Below are 21,410 nucleotides of genomic sequence, written 5' to 3'. Positions count from 1 at the left end.
TCGCCACCCTCGACACCACTGTGTGTAACCGAATGTGGCACTAACTCTTCGTGTTCACGGAGCTCCGGCCGCGCACCGGCTACCATCTGTACTCCAACGGTGCCACCAGCACAGCACTCCGTGTGACAAGCTGTCACCGGCAATCGGTTCCGGATCGTCACCGGCGACACTATTGTCTCGGGAGTGACATCCACGGCCGACGGCCAGGCGACGCTGTCGCGCGTCGGCCAAGGGTCGGCCAACCGCCGCGGGACGTCCCCCACGGCGCACGGCACCGTGCCGCGGCACCGGCCCGTCGAGGGCAGGAGCGTGGCCGGCGTCGCGTGGCCGGAACGCGGAGCATCCGGTTCGCGGAGCCCGCGGCCGTCCGGTGATCCGGACGGCGCTCGGTGGGGCCCGTCGCGACCTGGTCGCCACGAGATCGAGGAGGAGCACGTGACGCGTGTCCCGAGGACCACCGGTCCGGCCGCCATCATGGCGGCCACCCGCCAGCCGGGCCGGCAGGCATGATCCTCCGGGCCCGCCGCATCGAGCGGCTGGAGGAGCATCCGAACCTCCGCGGGATCCTCGGCATCCTGGCGCAACTCGTGCACACCTCCGACAGCGAGCTGGTGGCACTGGCCTCGCTGTGGCGCAACTCCGGTCAGCTCGCCTCGGCCCGGGACAAGGCGCTCGCCCCCGACTCCCCGCTGATCGTCGAGGTCCTGGCGGCCTTCGACGCCCTCTCCGCCATCTACGCGGATGATCTGGCCGGCGCGGAGTACGTCACACTCGACCCCGCGATCACCGCGACCGCGCTGCGCGCGATGCGCGACGCGCTCGCCGGCGCCTACGCGAAGCCGATCCTGAACCGCTCCGAGTACACGGCGCTGCTGCGGCCGTGGCGCACCGTGTACCCGCGGGTCCGCTCGCACGAGCCGGATCTGGGCCCGGCCGCCGCCGACGTGAAACGGGTGCTGGCCACACTGCCGCGGCTGGCCCGCCGCTGCCACGACCAGGCCAGCCTCGAGGTCTTCGACGGCCTGCTCACGACCGTGCTCACCCGCGACGACGACGCCCACCAGATCGCGATGGAGCGGGCCTTCGACAGCGCCGTCCTGACCGGGCGACGGCGGGTGTGGACGCTGGTCCGCCGCAGCGCCGCCGAGGGGTTCTGGCGGCTGTGCCCGGCCTGCCGCCGGCTCGCCACGGCGCCGGACTCGTCCTCGGACGAGCGGGTCATGGAGCTGTGCGCCGACCTGGCCTGCGCGCTGCTCGTCGAGGACCTGCTCGACCCCGAGGTCTTCGCCCGGCTCACCACCCCGCTGCGCGCACTGGTGCCGCTCCAGAGCCCTCCCGGGGACTGACCCGGCACCCGGTGCCGCCCCCGGGGCACCGCCCCCGTCGTCCGGGTCTACCCGGGCCGGTAGACGATGAGACGGGCACCGCTCGTCGTGACCGCGATCCGGCGGATCCCCTCGGTCACCTCGCCGTCGCTGGCGAACGGCAGCGGGGACGGCTGGTTGGAGGAGATCCGCACCCGTTCCACCGTCCGCTGCTCGTAGACCCGTGACCGGCCGAGACGTCCGGTCAGCACCGCGCCGACGAGGCGGAGCCGGGCCAGCGGCGCGGTCGCGTCGACGACCCGCAGGTCGAGCAGGCTCTCGTCGAGGCGGGTCCGGTATGTCGGGGCGAACCCGTCGGGCAGGTAGCGGCCGTTGCCGACGAAGACGAGCCAGACCCGGCGGGTGACGCCGTCGATCTCGACGTCGAACGGCGGGTCGCTCCACAGCACCCGACTCAGCGCGATGATCATCGCCGGCCACTTGCCGATCCGGCGCTCGAAACGCTCCCGGATGCCGACCATGTCCGGGTAGCCGCCGAGGCTGGCGGTGTTCACGAAGATCCGGCTGAACCGGGAGTCGGCCGCGCCGATGCCGTCGACCCTGCCGACGTCCACCGCGACGGCCGTGCCCTCGCGGACCGCCTTGATCGTGTCGCCGGCGCTGTTCAGGCCGACGTCGGCGGCGAAGTGGTTGAGGGTGCCGGCCGGGAACACCGCGAGCGGAAGGCCCCGGGCGAGAGCGGCCGCGGCCGCGGCGTTGACCGTCCCGTCGCCGCCGGCGACGCCGAGGACCCGGCTGTGCGCGGCGACGCGGTCCAGGGCCTCGGCGACGTCCTGGTCGGGGCCGACCTCGACGACCTGCGCGCCGGGCAGGTCGGCACGCAGGACGGCGACGAGCTCGGCGTGGTGACCGGCGCCGGACCGGGCGTTGACGACCACACCCAGGCCCGTCCCGTCCGGCAGGGCCGGGGCCCAGGCGGACGCCGGCCGGGCCCGTGCCGGCGACCAGGGGCGCCGCGGCATCACCTTCGTCGTCAGCAGCCCGGCGCCGATGCCGAGCGCGGCGCCGGCCACCACGTCGCCCGGGTAGTGGGCACCGACGTAGACCCGGGAGAAGGCGACCGCGGACGCCAGAGCGACCACCGGGACGGCCGCCGCGGGCGCGTCGAGCGCGACACCGGTGGCGAAGGCGGCCGCCGAGGCCGAGTGCCCCGACGGGAACGAGAAGGTCGTCAGGTCACGGCGCAGCCGGCGCAACGGCGGGATGCCGTGTGTCGGCGGCCGGCCCCGGCGGAACAGGAGTTTGGCCGGGCCGTTGGCGACGGCGCTGGCGACGCCCAGGGCGAGCAGGCCGCGCATCGCCGCCGGGCGGCGGCGGCCCTTCGTCGCGCCCAGCGCGCCCGCCACCCCCCACCAGAGCATGCCGTGGTCGGCCGCGTGGGAGAGCCGGGGCAGCAGCGGGTCCACCAGCGGCCGGGCGCCGGCGATGGCGGAGAACATCGCGCGGTCGACCGTGATGAAGGTGTGCACGAAACGCCGGCCGATCGCGACGTCGTGCCGGACGAGCAGGCGGGCCAGGTCGCCGACGCGGGGCAGATCGCTCTCGCCGACCAGGTCGCGGGAACGGTCACGGTCACGGGTGCGGGAACGGTGAACGGGCCGCGGAATCCGCCGCATGGACGTCACGCCGGAACCGTACCCGTTCGTCCCGTGTGCGGGCGGGCGCGCGCGGCGATCCGCCGGGAAGGCGGAACGCCGGCTCAGGGCACCGGGTCGGGTCCGGGCGGGCGGGCGGGACACCGGGTCGGGGCGAGGTGCCGGGTTGGCGCATGGTGGCCCGCGACGTGGTCCTCTCACTGCCGGGAGGACCACGTTCAGGTGATTCGCACAGGCCGGACCGGCATCAGCACGTCGTCAGCCTGGTCCGTCGTGCCGGCGCGCGGAGCGGCCCGGTGACCCCCGCGCCGCCGTCCCAGCGGCACCCGCGGCGCATCCGCAGCGCGCACGGCACCGCTCACAGGTGCCGGCCGTGCCCCCCGGTGCCGGCACAGGCCAGGGCGGAACCCCGGCCCGGGCCGGACGGTGCCGGGGCGCGCCGCACCGCCCAGCCGGGCGGCGGGACGTGGCGGGTCAGACCGGTGTCGGCGCGGCGACCGCCCCTCGACGCGGCGCGGGCGGCCGGGGCACGCACCCGGGCCTCGGCAACGGTCGCCGCGGCTCCACGGTGCGCCCGGTGGGCAGGATCTCCCCCGTGTCCTCGAAGAGGATCACCCCGTTGCAGAGCAGACTCCAGCCCTGGTCACAGTGTCTGCTGGTGACTCTCGCCGCGTCGTGGTCGGCGCTGTCGGCCGCCGGGCAGGGCGGACTGTGCGGACACCTCCGCCGCGCGACGGGGGAGGCGGAGGCGGGGTCGCCGGACGGCTCCGCCTCTGTGGTGGGCGCCGGCAGGGCCGGGGCCAGGTTGAAAACACTTCCTTGGTGCACGAGCACCAGAGGTTACGCCTCTCCGTTAGGCACGTCACACGGGGGCGCCCGTGCGCCCACCGGCGTGTCACGCCGTACGCGGCCAGCCGGGGGCGGGTGTGGGCGTCCGGTAGGCCGGGGCGTATCTCCCCGTGGCCGTAGGCGAGGGCCGCTGCCCGGCGCTCACGCATATGGGTAGATTGCAGCCCGACGCCGAGCGTTCGACCTGCTCGGACCGGAGGATTGGTCCGAGCCGACAGGCGGGGCCCGCTTCGTCGATCGATCGTCGCGGCCGGGCCGGTCCGGGATGCGGACCATCAAGTTCGGCCCGGCGCACGTCTGCTCCTGGCCTGTGGGGGGTCACGCATGGTGAACGACTCGCGCACCACCGGCGGTCCGCTGCCGGAGACCGCCGGCCCGCTCGCCGCCGGCGGCCTCCACGGCGCCCGCGCCGATGCCACCGTCGCCGATGTAGCCGTCGCAGGCACCGCTGTCACCGGCACTGCCGTCGCCGACTCCGCCGATGACGGTGATCCCGCCGACCGCCTCGACGTCTCCGTCGTCATGCCGTGCCTGAACGAGGCCGAGTCGGTCGGCGTCTGCGTCCGCAAGGCGCTGGCCGGGCTGGCCGCCGCCGGAGTCGTCGGCGAGGTCGTCGTCGTCGACAACGGTTCGACCGACGGCTCCGCGGCGGTGGCGACCGCGGCCGGCGCGCGCGTCGTCGCCGAGTCACGGCGTGGCTACGGCAACGCCTATCTCGCCGGCTTCGCCGCCGCGCACGGCCGGTTCCTGGTCATGGGCGACTCCGACGACACCTACGACTTCGCCGACCTCGGCGCGCTGCTCGCCCCGCTGCGCGCCGGGCGCGCCGACTACGTGCTGGGTTCCCGGTTCGCCGGTGAGATCCTGCCCGGCGCCATGCCCTGGCTGCACCGATACGTCGGCAACCCGCTCCTCACCGGCATCCTCAACCGCCTGTTCGACGTCCGCTCGTCCGACGCCCACTCCGGGATGCGGGCCTTCACCAAGGACGCCTACCGGCGGATGCGGCTGCGCTGCGAGGGCATGGAGCTCGCCTCCGAGCTCGTCATCGCCGCCCGTCGAGCCGAGCTGCGGATCGAGGAGGTGCCGATCACCTACCACCCGCGGGTCGGGGCGTCGAAGCTCCACTCACTGCGGGACGGCTGGCGCCACCTGCGGTTCATGCTGCTGCTGGCGCCCAGGCACCTGTTCGTCCTGCCGGGTCTGGTCCTGTTCGGGCTGGGCACGGCCGGCCAGCTGGCGCTCCTGCCCGGTTCGCTCGATGTCGGGTTCCACCGGCTCGACCTGCACTTCTCCGTGCTGTTCGCGCTGATCGCGATCCTCGGTTGGCAGTTGGTGCTTCTCGGTGTCTTCGCCGACGTCCACAACCATGCCGCGGGGTGGCAGGAGCGCCGCCGCTGGCCGCTGACGTCGATCCACCGGCGTTTCACGCTCGAGCGGGGCCTGGCGGCCGGCGGGATCCTGTTCACCGTCGGCTTCGCGATCGACTGCGTCATACTCGCCCGATGGCTGGCGAACTCGATGGGGCCGCTCAACGAGCTGCGCCCCGCCCTGCTCGCCATGTCGCTGATGGTGCTCGGCGCGCAGACCGCCTTCGGGTCGTTCTTCCTGCGGCTGGTGACGGCCGGGCCGAGCGGCGGCCACCGCCGGGCCGGCTGGGCACCCGCGACCGGACCCGCCGTCTCAGCCGCGGCCACCGGCGCGTCGCCATCCGCAGTCTCGCCGTCCTCAGCGTCGCCGGCCGATCCCCCGCCAGCCGCGGCCCCGCCGGCCGCGAGGCCGGTGGCGGCCGAGCCGGGCGACGACGCGGCGGCCGGTGACCGCGCCCCCGAGCCGGTCGGGGCGCCGGGCCCGGTCGGGACGCCGACGCCAGACGGCGGAGCCGGTCCGGCTACCCGCACGGGCCCGGAAAGTCATGAGAGCGACGAGGATGCGGCGTTCCTCGCCGCGCCCGCACCTGTCCTCGGTGGAATTCCCGCCCACCAGCACTGACCACTCCGATCGGGTCTTACCGTGATCCACATACACAATCGGGGGCCCAAAGGGGACCATTTGGACAATTCCGCGGAACGATCGTGGACCATGGGTGCCGTGACGGCACCTGGACAGCTCCACGCCTCCGGACCCCGCGGCGCGCTGGAGGCCCCTGGCCGATCCCGACCCGGCGACGGCGACGCCTGGACCACGCCCGCCGTGAGCCCGGCTACCGGTGACGACGAGGGCGGCTCCGGCCGCCACGCCGCCCTGGGGCCGGCCGCGGGCCCGTCCGAGCTTGAGCCCGGCTTCGGGCTCGAGCCCGGCTTCGAGGCCGAGCCCCGCTCCGGGCTGAACCGGCGCGGGCGCTTCCGCCGGCGGTCAGCTACCGGACGGCGCTCCCCGCTCGCCCGGCACTCCGTGTTCGGAGTTTTCCTGCTCGCCGGCGTCGTGCTGCGGCTCGTCACCACCTACGCCTACCGGCCCGTCTTCGAGTTCAACGGCGACTCGTACGCGTACATCCGACTTACCCGGCTGTCAGAACCGGACCCGATGCGCCCGGCCGGCTACCCGGCGTTCCTGCGCGCACTGACCGAGACCGGGGCCGACCTGTGGGTTGTCCCCCTGGTACAGCACGTGCTCGGGATCCTGCTCGCGACGGCCCTCTACGTGCTGCTCGTCCACCGCAGGGTGGCCCCGCCGATCGCCGCGCTCGCCACCGCACCGATCCTGCTCGACGCCTACCAGATCGTGATCGAGCACTTCGTGATGGCCGAGACGCTCTTCGCCGTCCTCCTCGTCGCCGCGGTCGTCGCCCTGATGTGGTCGCGCCGGCCGTCGGTATGGGCGTTCGCCCTGGCCGGCCTGCTCCTCGGCGCGTCGGGCCTGGTGCGCACGATCGGCGTGGCCATCGGCCTGCTGGCCTTCGGCTACGTGGTGCTGCGCCGGGTCGGCTGGCTGCGGCTCGGGGTCTTCGCCGTCTTCCTGGCCGCGCCGCTGATCGCGTACGCGTCCTGGTTCCAGTCCTCGCACGGGAAGATCGGGCTCACCGGGGGCGACGCCGCCTGGCTGTACGGCCGGGTCGCCCCGATCGCCGACTGCGGCCAGCTCGACCTCGAGCCCAGCCAGCTCTCGCTGTGCTCCCCGCACCCGGTCGGCGAGCGGCCCGACCCGAGCTACTACGTGTGGGACCGCAACAGCCCGAGCAATCAGCTCGACGTCCCCGTCGACGAACGCGACCGGCTGCTGAACGACTTCTCGCGGCAGGTCATCACCCGGCAGCCCGTTGACTACCTGCGCATGGTCGGCTCCGACATCGCGCACTACTTCGAGCCGGGACGCCGCGTCGGGCCCCGGGACTGGCCGGACGCCACCTGGCGCTTCCCGACCGCGGACGAGCCCCGCTACCTGCACAACGACGAGCCGCTGCTGGGCCTGCACGGGGAGGCCGACCGGCCGGATCGGACCGTGATCGAGCCGTGGGCCGGCTATCTGCGGGCCTACCAGAGCCGGGGCTTCACCCCCGGCCCGGCCCTCGCCGTGGCCGGTGTCCTCGGCCTGCTCTCCTGCCTGGCCGCGCTGCCGCGGGTCGTCCCGGCGGGCCTGCGTGGGGGTGACGGGCGTGCCCGCTGGCACGACCTGACCGCGGAACGCCGGCGCACCGGCGCCGACTGCCTGTTCCTGGTCGCCGCCGGGGCAACGATGATCATCGTGCCGGCGGCCACCGTCTGCTTCGACTACCGGTATCTGCTGCCGGCGCTGTTCCTGCTGCCGCCGGCAGCCGCGCTCGCCGTCCACCAGGGCCACCTGCTGGTCGTCGCGTGGCGTGAGCGGCGCGAGGCCGCCGAGACCCCCTGGCGTACGCCTCCCGGCCCGACCGGCCTCGGCGCGGCCGACCCTGACACCGACGGTGACCCGACCGGTGCTGGCACGCTCAGCGCCACCGAGACCGGCCCTGACGGCGGCGGCGCGACCGGTTTCGGCGCGCCAGGCGATCGCGCCGATCCGGACGCCCCGTTCAGCCTCGGCGGTCTCGGCGCGCCGCCGGGCCGCGTGGCCCCGGCTGGCCACGGCGATCATCGCGAGGGCGGGCCCACGAGGCCGGCCACGCCGGCCAGACCCATCCCGCCGACGACACCGAACCCACCGGCACCGAACCCGCCAGCGCCGATTCCGCCGACGGATCCGATCCCGCCGGCGGCGTCGGCCAGGCCGGCCCCTCTCCGGAGCGGGCCGAACCCGGGCGCGGCGGCGGCGCGGCGGCAGAACCCGTCCGGCACACCGCCGCTGCCGAAACGTGCGCCCGGGGTCACGCTCGAGGCGAGGAACCGCCGATCGCGTCCCGCCGCGGCCGGCGGGGCCGCCCCTGAGACGCCGTCCGGACGAAGCACGCCGCAACGCCGGCCCGTGAGCCTCGGCCCGGACGCCCGGATGCCCACCCCGGGCAGCCGACCCGCGGCGCGCGGCCCGGCCGCGGCGAACGCCTGGGACGACCCGACGGCGCCGCCCACGAAGGTCGAGCCCGACGCCGGGGACGATCCGACGTTCCCCGGTTGATCATCCTGACTGATCAGGCCGGGTGCCCGACCAGATCAGGCCGGGTGCCCGGCCAGGCATGGTGCCGCTGTGGGCCGGTTGCCGGTGTTGGCTAGCGCCAGCCCAGCAGACGGGGCCCGTCGATGCGGGGGCAGGCGTCCACGACCACGTCGAGCCCGGCGTCACGGGCGCGTGCCTGCGCGGCCTCGTCCCGGACGTCCAGCTGCGTCCAGACGGCACCGGCGCCGATCTTCACCGCCTCGTCGATGACCTCGCCGACCAGGTCGGAACGGACGAAGAGATCCACCACGTCCACCGGGAACGGGATCTCGCTGAGCGTCGCGTACCCCTGCTCGCCGGCGACCACCGGCGCCGACGGGTGCACCGGGATCGTCCGCTTCCCGTGTCTGCGCAGGTACCCGGCCACGCCATAGGCCGCGCGCGAGGTGTTCTCGGACAGCCCGACAACCGCCCAGACCTCGGTGTCGGCGAGGACCCTGCGCTTGACCGCATCCGTGTTCTCCGTCATGGACGTTCCAACCCCTGGGCCAGCACGGACAATCCCGCGGCCTCGCCGACGCGCCGGCAAGGCCGGTCAGATCAGCCGCCGTCCGGGCCGGTCAGGAAAGTCGTCGTACAGGCCGGCCGTCGTACAGGCCGGTCAGGTGCGGGTCGTGTGGTGCTCCGCGGCGGCGAGGACGACCTGGGCGGTGAGCCCCGCGACTCCGTCGACGCGGGCCGACGCCAGCGCCAGAGCGTCCGTGTCGGGCGGGAAGTGCTCGTTCGGGACGGCCACGACGGCGAGGCCCGCGGCCGAGGCCGCCCGCAGGCCGTTCGCCGAGTCCTCGACGGCGACCACCACACCGGCCGCCGTGCCGTCCGGCACCCGCATCCGGCGGACGGCTTCCAGGTACACGTCGGGCGCGGGCTTGCCCCGGGCGACCTCCTCGGAGGAGACGACCTGGCGGAACTCCCCCGCCAGGCCGGCGCGGTCCAGCACCAGCTCGATGAGCGTCCGCGGGGACGAGCTCGCCACGCCGAGTGGCCAGCGCTCCGCGAGCGCCCGCACCGCCGCCACGGCGCCCGGGAGCAGCGGCGGCGCGTCGCCGTAGCGTGCCGCGACCCGGCTGCGTACCTCGGCCGCGATCTCCTCCGCGCTGTCACCGGCACCCAGCTCGAGCAGGTACCCGGACCACTCCGCGGTGGACATCCCCATCATCAGGGCGGTGCTGTCGGCCGCCCAGCGGCCCCCGCGCTCGGCCACGAAGGCCCGCCGGACCTCGTCCCACACCTGCTCAGAATCGATCAGCACACCGTCGAGATCGAAGATGACGGCCTGGACGGTGACCGGCGCGGGAGGGAGAGCCACCCGCCCATCCTGCCGGGCCGCTCCCCCTGGCGGGGCCGTGTCCTCCTGGCGGGGCCGTGCCTGCCGGTGTGACATGACCCGGCGATCGGCGAGCCCGAAACGTTAAGGTCAGGAAATGCACAACGCGCACAGCGTTCCAGCGCCTGCCGGGTGCCGGCGGACCGGCCCGGAGACGTCGATCCCCTCGCCATCCGCCCAGGCGGCAGCCGGCCAGGCCGCGTTCGCCCACGCCGCCCACGGCCAGGTCACCTACGCCCAGGCCGCATCACGCCGCCCTGCCCCGGCCGACGTCCGCGGATGAGCGACAAGCACGAGGTGACGCTCTCCCCCTCGGCGGAGCGGGATCTGGCGAAGCTGCCCGAGCTGCTCAGCGCCGAGGTACGCCGGTTCCTGGACGGGCCGCTGCGCAACGATCCCCGTAAGGCTGGGACGCCGCTCGCCGGCGAGAGCCAGGTGGGCATGTTCGAGGCGACGGGGCGCGGTTGGCGGGTGCTGTACCGGGTGGACGCGAACACACGGACGGTACGCGTGATGATTGTCGGACGCCGACACACCCCGTCCCGGCTGCCATTCTGAGAACGGCGGCCCCCCGAATCGGCGACACGCCGACCGGGCGGCTTCGTTGTTTCTCGCTCGCCCACGGGACGATGCCCGCCGACGCCGCCATTCCCGCCCGTGGCCGCGCGCAGGGATCTGTCACCCCTGAGCGCTCCGCCACCGGATCGACCGGCCTAGCTGGGTATTTTCACGCGGGCGGGGCGCCCCGGTTCATCGCCGCGGCGAGCCGCGCGCGGTGCTTCGCCGCGTAGGTTTCCTGGTCGTTCAGCCGCGGGAACTCACCGGCGGGCACCGGCACGTCGAGGAATTCACACAGCGGACCCCAGCCCTGGGCGATGTCGAAAACCAGCAGGCGGTCGGCCGGAATCTCACGGCGTACCGCCTCGCTGTGCTCCTCGAACGCCTGCAGTGCGTGTTCCCTGTCCTGGAAGCGGCCCTTGAAGACGCCGTCCCACACGATCAGGTCCATCATCTTCATGACCCGCGTCGCCTCGGGGTTCGCGACCGTCGGCCGCGCCGAGCCGGCCCGGAACAGCGTGTTCGAGACGCTCTGGTACCACTTCCCGGGATCCCGGACCGTCAGGATGACCCGGGCCGACGGGTAGTGCGCGACGAGCTCGCGCCAGAAGAAGGCTCCCGGCCAGTCGACCGTCGACCGGTAGTCGCGGTACAGGGCATCCCAGTCCGCGGCGCCGCCCTCTGCCGCCGCTATCCAGTCGGCAACCGTCTCCCGGCGGGAGAGGACCTCGTCCATGTGATGGCAGGGGCCGTGGCCGAGCTGTTCGAGAGCAGCCTTGAGCGAGAGCGTTCCGGTGCGCCCGAAACCCACACCGATGACCTCGATCAATGTTCCTCCTCAGAAGATCCGGAGGCAAGAATAGCGACTATTCCAGCATTGGTCCAACACTGATTGCCTCAACCGGTAGCCCGGAGTTTTGATGGCGCTTTGCTCTCGGCCAATTACCCGGATCCCGAGGGAAAATCCGGGAATTACCGCAGAATTACATTCACCCGCAGACTACCTCCGAAATGCTCGCCCCGCGCCACATTCGAGACGGCCGGACGCAGAGAAACAAACACGCGACAACGCCCGCTGGAAGCACCGCGACAGTCGCTCGAGAGAAGTGACAGCCGACCCGCGACGTGACGGTTACGGGCCACTCGTGAATAGGGGGTGGTGGCGGGGCCGAGAGCGGAGATCCGGGCCGCACACGATCAGCCGGGCCAGCAGTGGCGGCAAGCCTCGCGCAAGCCCGCGCGGGCCGAGTTGCACGGCGGCAGGCCGCCTCGGAGTCTCTCCAGACACCATGCGGCCATCGTGCCAGAGACCGCAGCACGGCAGACTGCTTTTCGACAAACGACCCGCCCGCGGCGCGGACGCCCAGGGGCGAGCCACCGGGCGCCGCCGCCGGGCCGCTCCCGGCTTCCCGCAGCCCGGGGAGCGGCCCGCCGGCAGACGCCGGGACAGCCTGCTAGGAGACGTTGACGCCGAAGTCGAGCGCGATTCCGCGCAGGCCGGACGCGTAGCCCTGCCCGACGGCCCGGAACTTCCACTCAACGCCGTAGCGGTAGAGCTCACCGAAGATCATCGCGGTCTCGGTCGAGGCGTCCTCGGTGAGGTCGTACCGGGCGACCTCGGCGCCGGTCGTCGCGTCCGCCACCCGGATGAAGGCCTCGCGGACCTGGCCGAAGGTCTGCCGCCGGGCGTCCGCGTCGTAGATCGAAACCGCGAAGACCACCTTGCTGGCCTGCGGGGAGAGGATCCGGAGATCGACGTTGATCTGCTCGTCGTCGCCCCCACCGCCGCCTACGAGGTTGTCCCCCAGGTGGGTCACGGCGCCGTCCGGGCTGACCAGGTTGTTGAAGAACACGAAGTGGCTGTCCGACAGCACACGGCCCGAATCACCCACGACGATCGCCGAGGCATCGAGGTCGTACGGCGCGCCGGTGGTCTGACGGACCTGCCAACCGAGACCGACGGTAACAGCCGTCAGGTTGGGCGCGACCTTGCTGAGCGAGACATTGCCGCCTTTGGACAGCGACACCGATGACATGTCGTGAGCGTAGTCCCGAGCTCGGGCCCGCGGCATCCCCTCCCCGTACTTGTCTCGTTCCGACCTCACTTCGTTGTGCCGCCCCGGATTCAGGCCGGCGCACGCACCGGTGGGTTGGTTCGCGCATGCCCTGGCCAGGACCACACCTGCCCGCGCGGGGCAGGATCGGCGCCCGGCTAGGGTGCCAGAGATGGAGATCCGCCAGGCGCCGCCGGACTCGGCCGGGACGGCCCGTGTCGTGCCGCGTCACCTGGTCGGCCGGGACCGGGCCAGTCGATGAACCCCGGAACCATCGCGACCGTCGCGCCCGCGGCGGTCGCCGACACCGGGATGACCCGGCGCCGCAAGGCGCTCGCGCTCACCCAGCCGCTGCACGACCTGGACGCCAGGAAGTCGTACCTGGAGGGCGCCGACTTCGACGTCTACGCGATGGCCGAGCTCGCGCTGCACGCCATCGACCTGGTCACCGTGGCCATGGACTTCGACCGGGGCGCGGACCACGAGCAGGTGCTACGCAAGCTCGTCCCGCTGGCCGCCGACCAGGCACCCGACCGGCCCCGCGCCGAGCACGAGCGGGTCGCCCGGTGGGTGCTGAGCAACCTGATCAACGTCGGCAGCGTCGACCGCGGGTTCGACGTCATCTACGGCACCTACCGGGCCGACGGCCGCTACGTGCGCCGGCGGTTCGACTTCAAGCTGCTCGTCGAGCTGACGGGCAGCGGCGGCGAGCTGTATCTGCGCGCCACGGACGAGGCGGTGACCGTCCTCGTCGGCGCGCTGGACACGGACGTGACCTCCGCGCAGATCGCGGCCGAGGTGACGCTGGACAACCTGATCCGCCGCGGCCGGCTGGCCGACGCCAGAACGGCGGCGGAATCGGCGCGGTACCGGACCGTCCAGTACGCCGAGCAGCTGCGCCGACAGCTCGACGCGACGCGGCGCAACGTGCTGGCGGTCGACTGGCTGCGCGCGGTACCGGTGCTGCTGGATGAGGCACTCAGCCACGTCGAGCAGCGGTACCGGCACGAGAACGCGATCCTGACCCACATTCGGCGGTACCGCGACGCGGCCGACGACGCCGATCACAAGCGGCAGGCCGCCAAGCTGGTCGCGATCGTGGCGGACTGCGTCCGCCGCCACACCCAGCTCCAGGCGCGGCTGCTCGAGGCGGGCGCGGTCTTCCGCGCCGAGCAGGACCGCCAGCAGTTCGCGGATGTTCCCGCGCGCGACGGGATCGACCTCTACACGCAGGTCCTGATGCCCGTCCTGGCTCTGCCGGTGGCTACGGCGGCGGCTCCGGCCACTGCCTTCTTCCCGGCAGCCGTGGGAGTGCGCACGCCTCGGGCCGTGCGCCTCGTCGATCTGGTCGACGGGCTTCTGGCGCCACCCGCCGAACAGGAGGTGCTCGGGCCTCCGGTGGTCGAGGCGGACCTGGTCTCGCTGCGCGAGCCGGCACGGTTCGACGACGAGACCTGGTCGGCCGCGACGGCCATCCTGGAGATCGCGCCGGAGGCGCCGCGGCGACTGTCGGAGCTCCTCGCGCAGGCCAGGCGGGCGGGTGGCGCGGACGTGGCCGAGCTGGTGGTGCTGCTCGCCGCGCACGCGCTGAGCCCGCAGGTCTCCGCCGCCGCGCGCCAGGGTGACGACGTCGTGTCGGTCGCCGTCGACGACGGCGTCGAACTGGATGACCCCTGGTTCGGTGGCTCCGACCTCCTCGTCGGCCGGGTGCGCATCGGCGCCGAGGGCACCGATGCCGGCAGCTCCGCTCCCCCACCCACCATGATCCGGAAATAGTCGTGACAGCCACCCATGAGCCCATCGCCGCGCTGGAGCACACCCCGGGCGCGGCCAGCCCTCGTCTCGAGGCCCCCACTGCCCCCGAGCGGGATGCCCGGCGCGAGCACGGCGACGCGTTCGACGCGGCCCGCCTGATCGCCTACGGCCTGCGGCCGAAGCTGGTGCCGGCACGGGACGGGACGTACGCCGAGCTCGTGCGCCGGCATCTGCGGGACCAGGAGTTCGCGGCGCTGACCCAGGCTGTCGCCGGTGGTCTCGGGCTGGTCGTCCTGGACGTGGCGGAGCGGGCGGGCCTGGTGGTCGCGGGAGCTGAGGACTCCGCCTTCACCGTCCGGATGACGGACTACGCGCGGCGGGCTGGCGGGGAACACCGGTCGGCCGAGCGCCTCCTGCACGCGGTCGCGCAGCTCGCCGTCGCCGCGCTCGCGTTCCCCCGCCCGGCCGATCTGCTCGACGACTCCTATGTGGGCCGGGTCAGTGTCGAGGGCGTGGACGCGTTCGTCCGCGAGGCCTGCCGGCTGCTCGAGGAGCGGGTCGCCGCCGACCCGGACACCGAGACCGACCCGGGGGACGGCCGACGGACGCTCGAGGCCGCCTGGCGCCTGTACTCGCGCCGCCCGGCGGCGGGAACGACCCGCGACGCCCGCCGGCTCGCCGGGTCGACCACCGGGATCATCGCCCGGGCGATGGGCTTCCTCGCCGACTCCGGCTGCCTGGTGCCGGTGAGTGAGCAGGCCGGCGGCACGTTTCGCACCACGGCGCGCTACCAGATACAGGTGCGCGAGCTGGCGGCCGACGCGGCGCTCGAGGAACTGCTCGACCTCGGCGTCGTGACGGTGGCCGACGGCTCGGGGGGTGTCCGGGTGCTCGCGGCCGAGCCCGTCCTGCCCGGAACCGAGGCAGGCAGAACGAGCGGGCCACAGCGCGTGGCACCGGAGGCGGACGATGTTTGAGCTCTCCAGGGTGCGACTCCATTCGATCGGGCCGCCCGGGGCGCGGTTCGGCGATGTTCTTCTCGACTTCTCCGGGGTAGGAGCGCCGGTCACCGGACACCGCCAGGATGCGCTCTTCAGCGCCGGCGTGGCCATCCCGGAGACGGACGGTAACAGTGAGGACACGGCACAACGGGCCGGCGGCGCGCCCCCGTCCGACGGGAGCGCACCCAGCCTGAGGACTCCCGGCGCTGTCGCTGCCGGCGGGGTGACCGACACCGCCGTACCGGCCGTTCAGCCTGGTCAGGCTGGCCAGTCGAGCCGCCCGGTCCGGCCGTCGCCCGCGTCTGTGCTGTTCCTGGAGAACGGCGGCGGCAAGAGCGTCCTGATGAAGTTGATCTTTTCGGTGGTGCTCCCCGGCCGGCGGCAGGTCGTGGGCACCTCGAACGGCCGTGTGCTGGACAACTTCGTCCTCGCCCGGGACTGCGGGCATGTCGTCTGCGAGTGGCAGCACGCCGTCACCGGGGAACGGGTCGTCACCGGCAAGGTCAGCGAGTGGCGCGGGCGGGCGACGGGGGACGCGTCCCGCCTCGCCGAGGCCTGGTACTCCTTCCGGCCGAGCGCGGAGCTGGACATCGCCAGCCTCCCCCTCGTCCGCGACGGACGGCTGATCACGCTCGCCGGCTTCCGCACCCGGCTGGCCGAGGCCGGCGCGGCGGACCCGAAACTGGCGATGACCTGGGAGACGAACCAGGGCGCCTGGAGCGAGAACCTCGACGCCATCGGCCTGGACCCGGAGCTGTTCCGCTACCAGCGGGCGATGAACGCGGGCGAGGGAGAGGCCGCGGAGGCGTTCGCGTTCAACAGCGACGAGCAGTTCGTCGACTTCCTGCTACGCGCCGTCACCCCGCCGGAGGATCCCGCCGGCGTCGCCGAGGTCGTCGACGGCTACGCGGCGAAGCTCGCCGAGCGGGCGGCACTCGACGCCGAGCGGGAGTTCGTCGCCGGCGCGCTCGAACGGCTCGACCCGCTGGTCGAGGCGGTCGGGGCGCGCGTGGAGTCCGCGGCGGGGCTGCGGACGCTGCTGACGACGGTGCGCGGCGCGGCCGGGGCCGTCGAGGCGCGGATCGCGCTCGACCGCGTGGGGGCGGTCGAGCTGGATGCCCGCGGCCAGTCCGGCCGGGACGCCGTCGAGGAGGCCGAGCGGGCCCGGCGGCGCGCGGTCGACACCGAGCTCGCGGCGCGGCTGCGGGTCTCCGAGCTGCGGCTGGCCGAGGCCGAGGCGACCCGCGACGAGCTCGTCGAGCGTTTCGCGGAGGCCAACGAGGAGCTGGACGCGTGGCGCGCCGCCGAGGACGTCCTCCGGCACGCGGCCGCCTCGAGCGAGGCCGGGCGGCTGACCCGGCTCGTCGAGGAGGCCGAGTCCCGCTCGGCGCCGGCCCTGGCCGACCGGGACGCCGCCGCCCGTGCCCTGGTCGTCGGGTTGTCCCGGCTCGCGGCCGCCTCCGATGCGGAGGAGAGCCGGGCGCGCGCGGCCGCCGCGGCCCACGATCTGGCCGCCGAGTCGGCCGCGGCGGCGGACCGTGTCGCCGCCGACGGAGCGGCCACGGCACGCGCGGGCGCGGCGGCGCTGCGCGAGCGACGCGCCCGGTCCGCGCGGGTGCTGGCCGAGGCGGTCCGGGACGGCCTGCTCCCCTCCGCTGACATCGATCCCCAGTCGGCGGCCGCCGAGGCCGCGCGGGCGGCGGAGGAGGCGCGCGCCGCCGTCCAGGACGCGCTCGCGGCCGCGACCCGCTCCACGGACCGGGAACAGGCCCAGGACGGCGCCCGCGCCGCCGAACGCGAGCTGGACACCGCGCGCGCCGAGCTCACCCGGCTCACGAGCGAGCTCGAGCAGGCACTGGCCGGGGCACGCGCGCTGACCGCCGACGGCCGGATCGCCGCCCTGCTGGGCCTCGGTACCGGACCGGACGAGCCGGACCAGCTCGATGCCGCACGCCACCTCGACGCGGTGGACCTGGACACCGACGCGCCCGCCGCGCTGGACGCGCTCGCGGCGGCGGTCCTGGCCGCCGAGGAACGCCAGCTGGCGCTGTCCGTCGACGCGGAGGCGGACCTGCGGGTGCTCAACGCGCTCGGTGACGGGGACCTGCGGCCGGCGCGACCGGCGGTCGGCGACGTCCTCGCGGTGCTGACCCGGGCCGGCATCCCCGCGGTCTCCGGATGGCAGCACCTCTCCCGGGCGGTCGCCGCGACCGAACGCGAGCGCGTGCTCGCGGCCCGCCCCGATCTGGTGGACGGCGTCGTCGTGCCGGCCGGCTGGGACGTCGGCGCGGCGCACGCCGCGCTGGCCGCGGCTCGGCTGCTCCCCGACTGCGCGATCGTCGTCGGTGCCGCCGAGCTGCTGTCGGACGCGGCGTCGCCCAGCCACACCGACCACCCTGACAACGCCGACCACCCTGACAACGCCGACCCCGCGGGCCCTCTTCGCGGGCGGGCGTTCCTCGTCCCGCCGAACCCGGCGCTGTACGACCGGGCCGCCGCCGCGGCCGAGCGGGAGTCCGTCCGGCGTCGACACGAGGAGCGCAGCGCGCAGGCGGCCGAGCTGAGCGCGCGGGCGCGGGCTGACCGCGAGCTCGCCGCGGCGGTCGCCGGCTGGCGCCGGTCCAACCCGCCGGGACGGGTCGCGGGGCTGCGTGCCGCCGCCCGCGCCGGCCAGGACGCGGTCGACGTCGCCGAGAACGCGCTGGCGGCCGCCCGCGAGCTGGTCGGGGAGGCCGTCCGCGCCGCCGAGCGGGCGGTCGCCGAGATCGAACGCCTGCGTGCGGTGGAGGAGGAGCGCACGGCCCGCGCCGCCGCGCTCGACCTGCTCGTCCGCGCCGTCGGGGAGTCGGTGGGAGCCGACAGCGAGATCACGCGGCTGGAGGCGACCGCGGCCGAGCGGTCCACCGAGGCCGAGGAGCACCGCGCCCGGGCCGCGGCAGCGCGGGCGGCGGCGCAGGACGCGCTGCGGCGGGCCGACGACGCCGCGCGCAACGCCCGGGTGGCGCGGGCGGAGTCGGCCGAGGTGGTCGGCGGCGGAGACATCGACAGCGCCGACATCGACAGCGGCGACATCGACAGCGACATCCACGGCGCGGACGGCGCCGGGGACGGCCACGGAGGCTACGGAGCCGGGCCCGGAGCGGGCGGGCCGCCGCCGCAGGTTCCGCTGCTGCGCGCTGTCTACGAGTCGGCCGAGCGGGCGTACGCGCAGGTCGAGGTGGGTGCGGACCTCCGCGGCGAACTGGATCGCGCGCGGCGGGCGCAGGCGGCGGCACGCGGTGCCGTGGAGGGGCTGCCCGCCGCCGTCCGCACCCGCTCGGCGGCGCTGCTGGCCGGTCCGAACAGCGGCGACGCGGCAGCGCGGGCGACCGCCCAGGCCACGTCCCGGCGCGTCGCGGCCGACCTCGGCCGCGAGCTCGACGCGGCGCGGGAGCGGCTCGGCGGACTGCGGCAGGAGCTGCGCCACACCGCCGCCGAGGTGACCGACGCCGGAGCGCGGCCACTCGCGCGGGACGAGGGCCCCGCCACGATGGAGCAGTCGCGGGACGCGCACCGGGCCGCCGTCGAGGCGCTGCACGAGTCGGAGGCCGCCGTCCGGGCGGCCCGGGACGCGCTGGACGAGCTGGAGCGCCACGCCGCGGCGCACGAACGTGAGGTGGACGCCTTCGGTCTCGTCGCCGAGACGCTGTCCGAGCTGCGCGCGGACGCCGAGTCGGCCGTAGCCGGCACGAGCGAACGCACGGGTGCCGGCGAGCGTTCCGACACCGGCGTCGGCGAACGTGCGGCCTCCGACGTCGGAGGCCGCGCGGGCACCAATGCCGGAGACGCCACGGGCACCAGCGTCGGACGCGGCAACGGCGCCGTTGCCGCGCCGGCTGGCTCCGCCGGATGGCCGGGCGGCGTGGAGGCGTTCGACGGGGACACGGCCGCGGCCACGGCGATGGCCCGCGAGCTGCGGTCGTCCTGGCGGCAGGCGGTGGCGGCGCACGGCGAGGCGGCGGGACGGGTGCGGGCCGCCGCCGACGCCGTGGCGGCCTGGGCCGCCACCGACCGGTTCGAGTCCGTCCGTTCGCCGGCCCGCCGGCAGATGGTGCGGGCCGGCCGGGACGCCGTGGCCGCGAACGCCGCCGACTGGGCCGCGGCTCTCGCGCCGCGCCTGCGCAGCCTCGACGACGACCTGGCGCACATCGGCCGCAACCGGGCCGCGATCGTGGCCCGGCTCGAGGGCATGGTGCGGGCCTCGCTGGGCACGCTGCGCTCGGCGCAGCGGCTGTCCCGGCTACCCGACCGGCTCGGCGACTGGTCGGGCCAGGAGTTCCTGCGCATCACCTTCGCCGAGCCGGACCCGGTGGCGCTCACCGACGCGCTCGGCGAGGTGGTGGACGCCGCCGCGCGCGGTTCGGCCACCCCAGGGCCGGCGTCCACAGGTACCGTCGCGGTCTCCCCCGGCGGGCCCGGTACGGCCGGGGCCCGCCGGGACGGCATGACGCTGCTGCTGCGCGGCGTCCGCGCCGCGCTCCCGGGCGGGGTGCGGGTCGAGATCCTCAAGCCGGACGCGGTGCTGCGCACCGAGCGGGTGCGGGTCTCCCAGCTCGGCGACGTGTTCTCCGGCGGCCAGCAGCTCACCGCGGCGATCATCCTGTACTGCACCATGGCCGCGCTGCGGGCCAACGACCGTGGACGGCTGCGCGCCCGGCACGCCGGCGTCCTCTTCCTCGACAACCCGATCGGACGGGCCAGCGCCGCCTACCTGCTGGACCTGCAGCTCGCGGTGGCCGATCGGCTCGGAGTGCAGCTGATCTACACCACCGGCCTGTTCGACACCACCGCGCTGAGCGCCTTCACCCTCGTCATCCGGCTCCGCAACGACGCCGACCTGCGGGCCGGGATGAAGTATCTGCGGGTACAGGAACGACTGCGCCCGGGACTGACCCCGCCGGACGTCGCCGCGGGCGGCGCGGCCGGAGTGATCACCGCCAGCCGCCTGTTCCGCCGGACAGCACCCGGCCCGCCGGCCACGGCATCAGTGCCAGCCACGAGATCAGCGCCGGCCGGGACCGGCCGGGAGGCCATCGCCGCCACGAACGGGGACCGGTCCGATCCCGCCGCCGCGAACGCGCATACGGGACCGTGAGCATCGAGTCCGCACCGAGCCTTGGTCCCGCGCCCGGCGGATGAGACCATGAGCCCGCGCCGCCCGGCACCCCCCGAGCCGGGCGGCGCCGTTCCGGCGGTCAGCCGCAGGCCTCCGGCGGTCAGCCTGCCGGGCAGGGGCGCACCTCGACGGACCCGTCGGTCGTCGAGCTCCGGCCGTCGAGGTCGGTCGCCACCACGGTGTAGGTGATCGTCCCCGCCGCCGGCACCGGCCCGATCGGCCCGGACCAGGTCGACCGGTCGTCCACCGCCGTGCCCAGTTGGAGCGGGGTGGTGGTGGCCTGTCCGTCCGGCGCCCGGGTGCGCACCTCGACGCCGAGGACGCCCGTCGGGTCGACGACCGTGGCGGTCACTGTCGCCTGTGTGGTGCCCTGATCACCGGCGCAGCCGCTGGGGAGGATCGTGGTCGGCGCGGCCGAGACGCCGCTGAGCCCCGGTGCCCCGGAGACCCGCGCGGTGATCCGCAGGTTCCCGCCGCCGGAGCCGTCGACGGCCGAGACCGGGACGTCCAGGTCGATCGAGCCCGGCGGAGCCACCGCCCGGTCGAGGGTGACCACGAGCGGCACCTGCGCGCCCGGACCGACGACGTCCTGCCCCGGGACGACGCTGACCCACCCGGGCGTGTCGCCAACGCGCACGCGCGCCGGTGACGTCCCGACGCCGAGCACGTCGAGCCTGATCGTCGACTCCACCTCGCCGAAGTCGACGTCGGTGCGGCTCAGCCCGATCGCCGGCCCGGCCGGCGGGGTCCCGCGCGGGCCGCCCGTGCCCGCTCCCGGGCGAGCCGGCGCGGACGTGCCGCCCGCCTGGGACGGTTCGGGAGACGCCGAGACCCCGGAGCTCTCCACGGGCTCGGGCGGCCCGGATGCCCCGAACGCCCCGACGGGGACGGGGCCGTTCGCCGTCGGCGAGGGAACCGGCGGGGACGCGACGGAGGTCGACACGACGATGCTGGTCCGCGCACCGGCCGGGTCCCGCACCGCGGACGCCGGCCCCGACCCGCTGTTGTGGATCAGGAACAGGGTCGTGGCCAGGGCCGCCGCGGCCCCCACCGCGGCCGCGACCCGCCCCCACCGGATGGGGAGGATCCGTTTGGAGCGCCCCCAGGGAGAACGGTGCCGGCCAGCGGGACTGATCTCGTCCGCCATCCGTTGTTCCATTGG

At 74.8% G+C, this 21,410-nt stretch carries 14 protein-coding genes; 7 read left to right on the top strand and 7 right to left on the bottom strand.

Features of this window, described 5'->3' with window-relative positions:
* The first annotated feature begins 506 nt into the window (after positions 1 to 506).
* Entirely contained in the window at positions 507 to 1,346 is an 840-nt protein-coding gene (locus tag E0504_RS27175; protein WP_071061852.1) for a hypothetical protein, read from the top strand.
* A 47-nt stretch (positions 1,347 to 1,393) separates the two neighbouring features.
* On the opposite strand, the gene E0504_RS27170 is transcribed toward E0504_RS27175, so the two are convergent.
* Together E0504_RS27170 and E0504_RS52265 are read right to left on the bottom strand one after the other, a co-directional pair.
* Entirely contained in the window at positions 1,394 to 3,001 is a 1,608-nt protein-coding gene (locus E0504_RS27170; RefSeq protein WP_112105279.1) for a bifunctional phosphatase PAP2/diacylglycerol kinase family protein, read from the bottom strand.
* Positions 3,002 to 3,454: 453 nt separating this feature from the next.
* Entirely contained in the window at positions 3,455 to 3,808 is a 354-nt protein-coding gene (locus E0504_RS52265) for a DUF5999 family protein (protein WP_235013886.1), read from the bottom strand.
* 345 nt (positions 3,809 to 4,153) lie between these two features.
* Here E0504_RS52265 and E0504_RS27160 point away from each other — a divergent pair, with 345 nt between their 5' ends.
* Both E0504_RS27160 and E0504_RS27155 read left to right on the top strand, forming a co-directional pair.
* Positions 4,154 to 5,821, top strand: coding sequence for a glycosyltransferase family 2 protein (locus tag E0504_RS27160; RefSeq protein ID WP_112105903.1), 1,668 nt, complete (start codon positions 4,154 to 4,156; stop codon positions 5,819 to 5,821).
* Between the two features lie 90 nt (positions 5,822 to 5,911).
* Complete coding sequence (locus E0504_RS27155) at positions 5,912 to 8,359, top strand: hypothetical protein (RefSeq protein ID WP_235013880.1); 2,448 nt, start codon at positions 5,912 to 5,914, stop codon at positions 8,357 to 8,359.
* Positions 8,360 to 8,450: 91 nt separating this feature from the next.
* On the opposite strand, the gene E0504_RS27150 is transcribed toward E0504_RS27155, so the two are convergent.
* Positions 8,451 to 8,867: a CoA-binding protein gene (locus E0504_RS27150; RefSeq protein WP_112105905.1), complete on the bottom strand. Its 417-nt coding sequence runs from the start codon at positions 8,865 to 8,867 to the stop codon at positions 8,451 to 8,453.
* 132 nt (positions 8,868 to 8,999) lie between these two features.
* Positions 9,000 to 9,707 (bottom strand): HAD family phosphatase, encoded by a 708-nt coding sequence (locus E0504_RS27145; protein ID WP_071061861.1) that lies wholly within the window; start codon positions 9,705 to 9,707, stop codon positions 9,000 to 9,002.
* Positions 9,708 to 10,004: 297 nt separating this feature from the next.
* On the opposite strand from E0504_RS27145, the gene E0504_RS27140 reads away from it, so the two are divergent.
* A complete protein-coding gene (locus tag E0504_RS27140) occupies positions 10,005 to 10,283 on the top strand; it encodes a type II toxin-antitoxin system RelE/ParE family toxin (RefSeq protein WP_071061863.1) in 279 nt (92 codons plus the stop codon).
* 169 nt (positions 10,284 to 10,452) lie between these two features.
* On the opposite strand, the gene E0504_RS27135 is transcribed toward E0504_RS27140, so the two are convergent.
* Positions 10,453 to 11,112, bottom strand: coding sequence for a sulfotransferase family protein (locus E0504_RS27135; protein ID WP_112105906.1), 660 nt, complete (start codon positions 11,110 to 11,112; stop codon positions 10,453 to 10,455).
* 625 nt (positions 11,113 to 11,737) lie between these two features.
* Positions 11,738 to 12,319, bottom strand: coding sequence for a TerD family protein (locus E0504_RS27130; RefSeq protein WP_071061866.1), 582 nt, complete (start codon positions 12,317 to 12,319; stop codon positions 11,738 to 11,740).
* Between the two features lie 276 nt (positions 12,320 to 12,595).
* On the opposite strand from E0504_RS27130, the gene E0504_RS27125 reads away from it, so the two are divergent.
* From E0504_RS27125 to E0504_RS27115, 3 genes are read left to right on the top strand one after another with little or no spacing between them, the layout of a single operon-like run.
* Positions 12,596 to 14,113: a hypothetical protein gene (locus E0504_RS27125; protein WP_112105907.1), complete on the top strand. Its 1,518-nt coding sequence runs from the start codon at positions 12,596 to 12,598 to the stop codon at positions 14,111 to 14,113.
* 2 nt (positions 14,114 to 14,115) lie between these two features.
* Complete coding sequence (locus E0504_RS27120; protein ID WP_071061870.1) at positions 14,116 to 15,069, top strand: hypothetical protein; 954 nt, start codon at positions 14,116 to 14,118, stop codon at positions 15,067 to 15,069.
* The gene (locus tag E0504_RS27115) at positions 15,062 to 20,227 is read left to right on the top strand and encodes a hypothetical protein (protein ID WP_131626060.1); all 5,166 of its coding nucleotides are present in this window, start codon (positions 15,062 to 15,064) and stop codon (positions 20,225 to 20,227) included. Before E0504_RS27120 ends, E0504_RS27115 begins: the two co-directional genes overlap by 8 nt.
* Positions 20,228 to 20,348: 121 nt before the next feature.
* On the opposite strand, the gene E0504_RS27110 is transcribed toward E0504_RS27115, so the two are convergent.
* Positions 20,349 to 21,395, bottom strand: a complete 1,047-nt coding sequence (locus tag E0504_RS27110) for a hypothetical protein (RefSeq protein WP_243657634.1) — start codon at positions 21,393 to 21,395, stop codon at positions 20,349 to 20,351.
* Positions 21,396 to 21,410 lie beyond the last annotated feature (15 nt).

The sequence above is a fragment of the Parafrankia sp. BMG5.11 genome, assembly GCF_004337455.1.
This window is presented reverse-complemented; position numbering and strand designations above follow the sequence as displayed.

Excerpts from the sequence above, each read along its gene's own strand:
- E0504_RS27125 (WP_112105907.1), top strand. The coding sequence starts at position 12,596 with ATGAACCCCGGAACCATCGCGACCGTCGCGCCCGCGGCGGTCGCCGAC.
- E0504_RS27140 (WP_071061863.1), top strand. The coding sequence starts at position 10,005 with ATGAGCGACAAGCACGAGGTGACGCTCTCCCCCTCGGCGGAGCGGGAT.
- E0504_RS27115 (WP_131626060.1), top strand. The coding sequence starts at position 15,062 with ATGTTTGAGCTCTCCAGGGTGCGACTCCATTCGATCGGGCCGCCCGGG.
- E0504_RS27130 (WP_071061866.1), bottom strand. The coding sequence starts at position 12,319 with ATGTCATCGGTGTCGCTGTCCAAAGGCGGCAATGTCTCGCTCAGCAAG.
- E0504_RS27155 (WP_235013880.1), top strand. The coding sequence starts at position 5,912 with ATGGGTGCCGTGACGGCACCTGGACAGCTCCACGCCTCCGGACCCCGC.
- E0504_RS27175 (WP_071061852.1), top strand. The coding sequence starts at position 507 with ATGATCCTCCGGGCCCGCCGCATCGAGCGGCTGGAGGAGCATCCGAAC.
- E0504_RS27110 (WP_243657634.1), bottom strand. The coding sequence starts at position 21,395 with ATGGCGGACGAGATCAGTCCCGCTGGCCGGCACCGTTCTCCCTGGGGG.
- E0504_RS27160 (WP_112105903.1), top strand. The coding sequence starts at position 4,154 with ATGGTGAACGACTCGCGCACCACCGGCGGTCCGCTGCCGGAGACCGCC.
- E0504_RS27170 (WP_112105279.1), bottom strand. The coding sequence starts at position 3,001 with ATGCGGCGGATTCCGCGGCCCGTTCACCGTTCCCGCACCCGTGACCGT.
- E0504_RS27150 (WP_112105905.1), bottom strand. The coding sequence starts at position 8,867 with ATGACGGAGAACACGGATGCGGTCAAGCGCAGGGTCCTCGCCGACACC.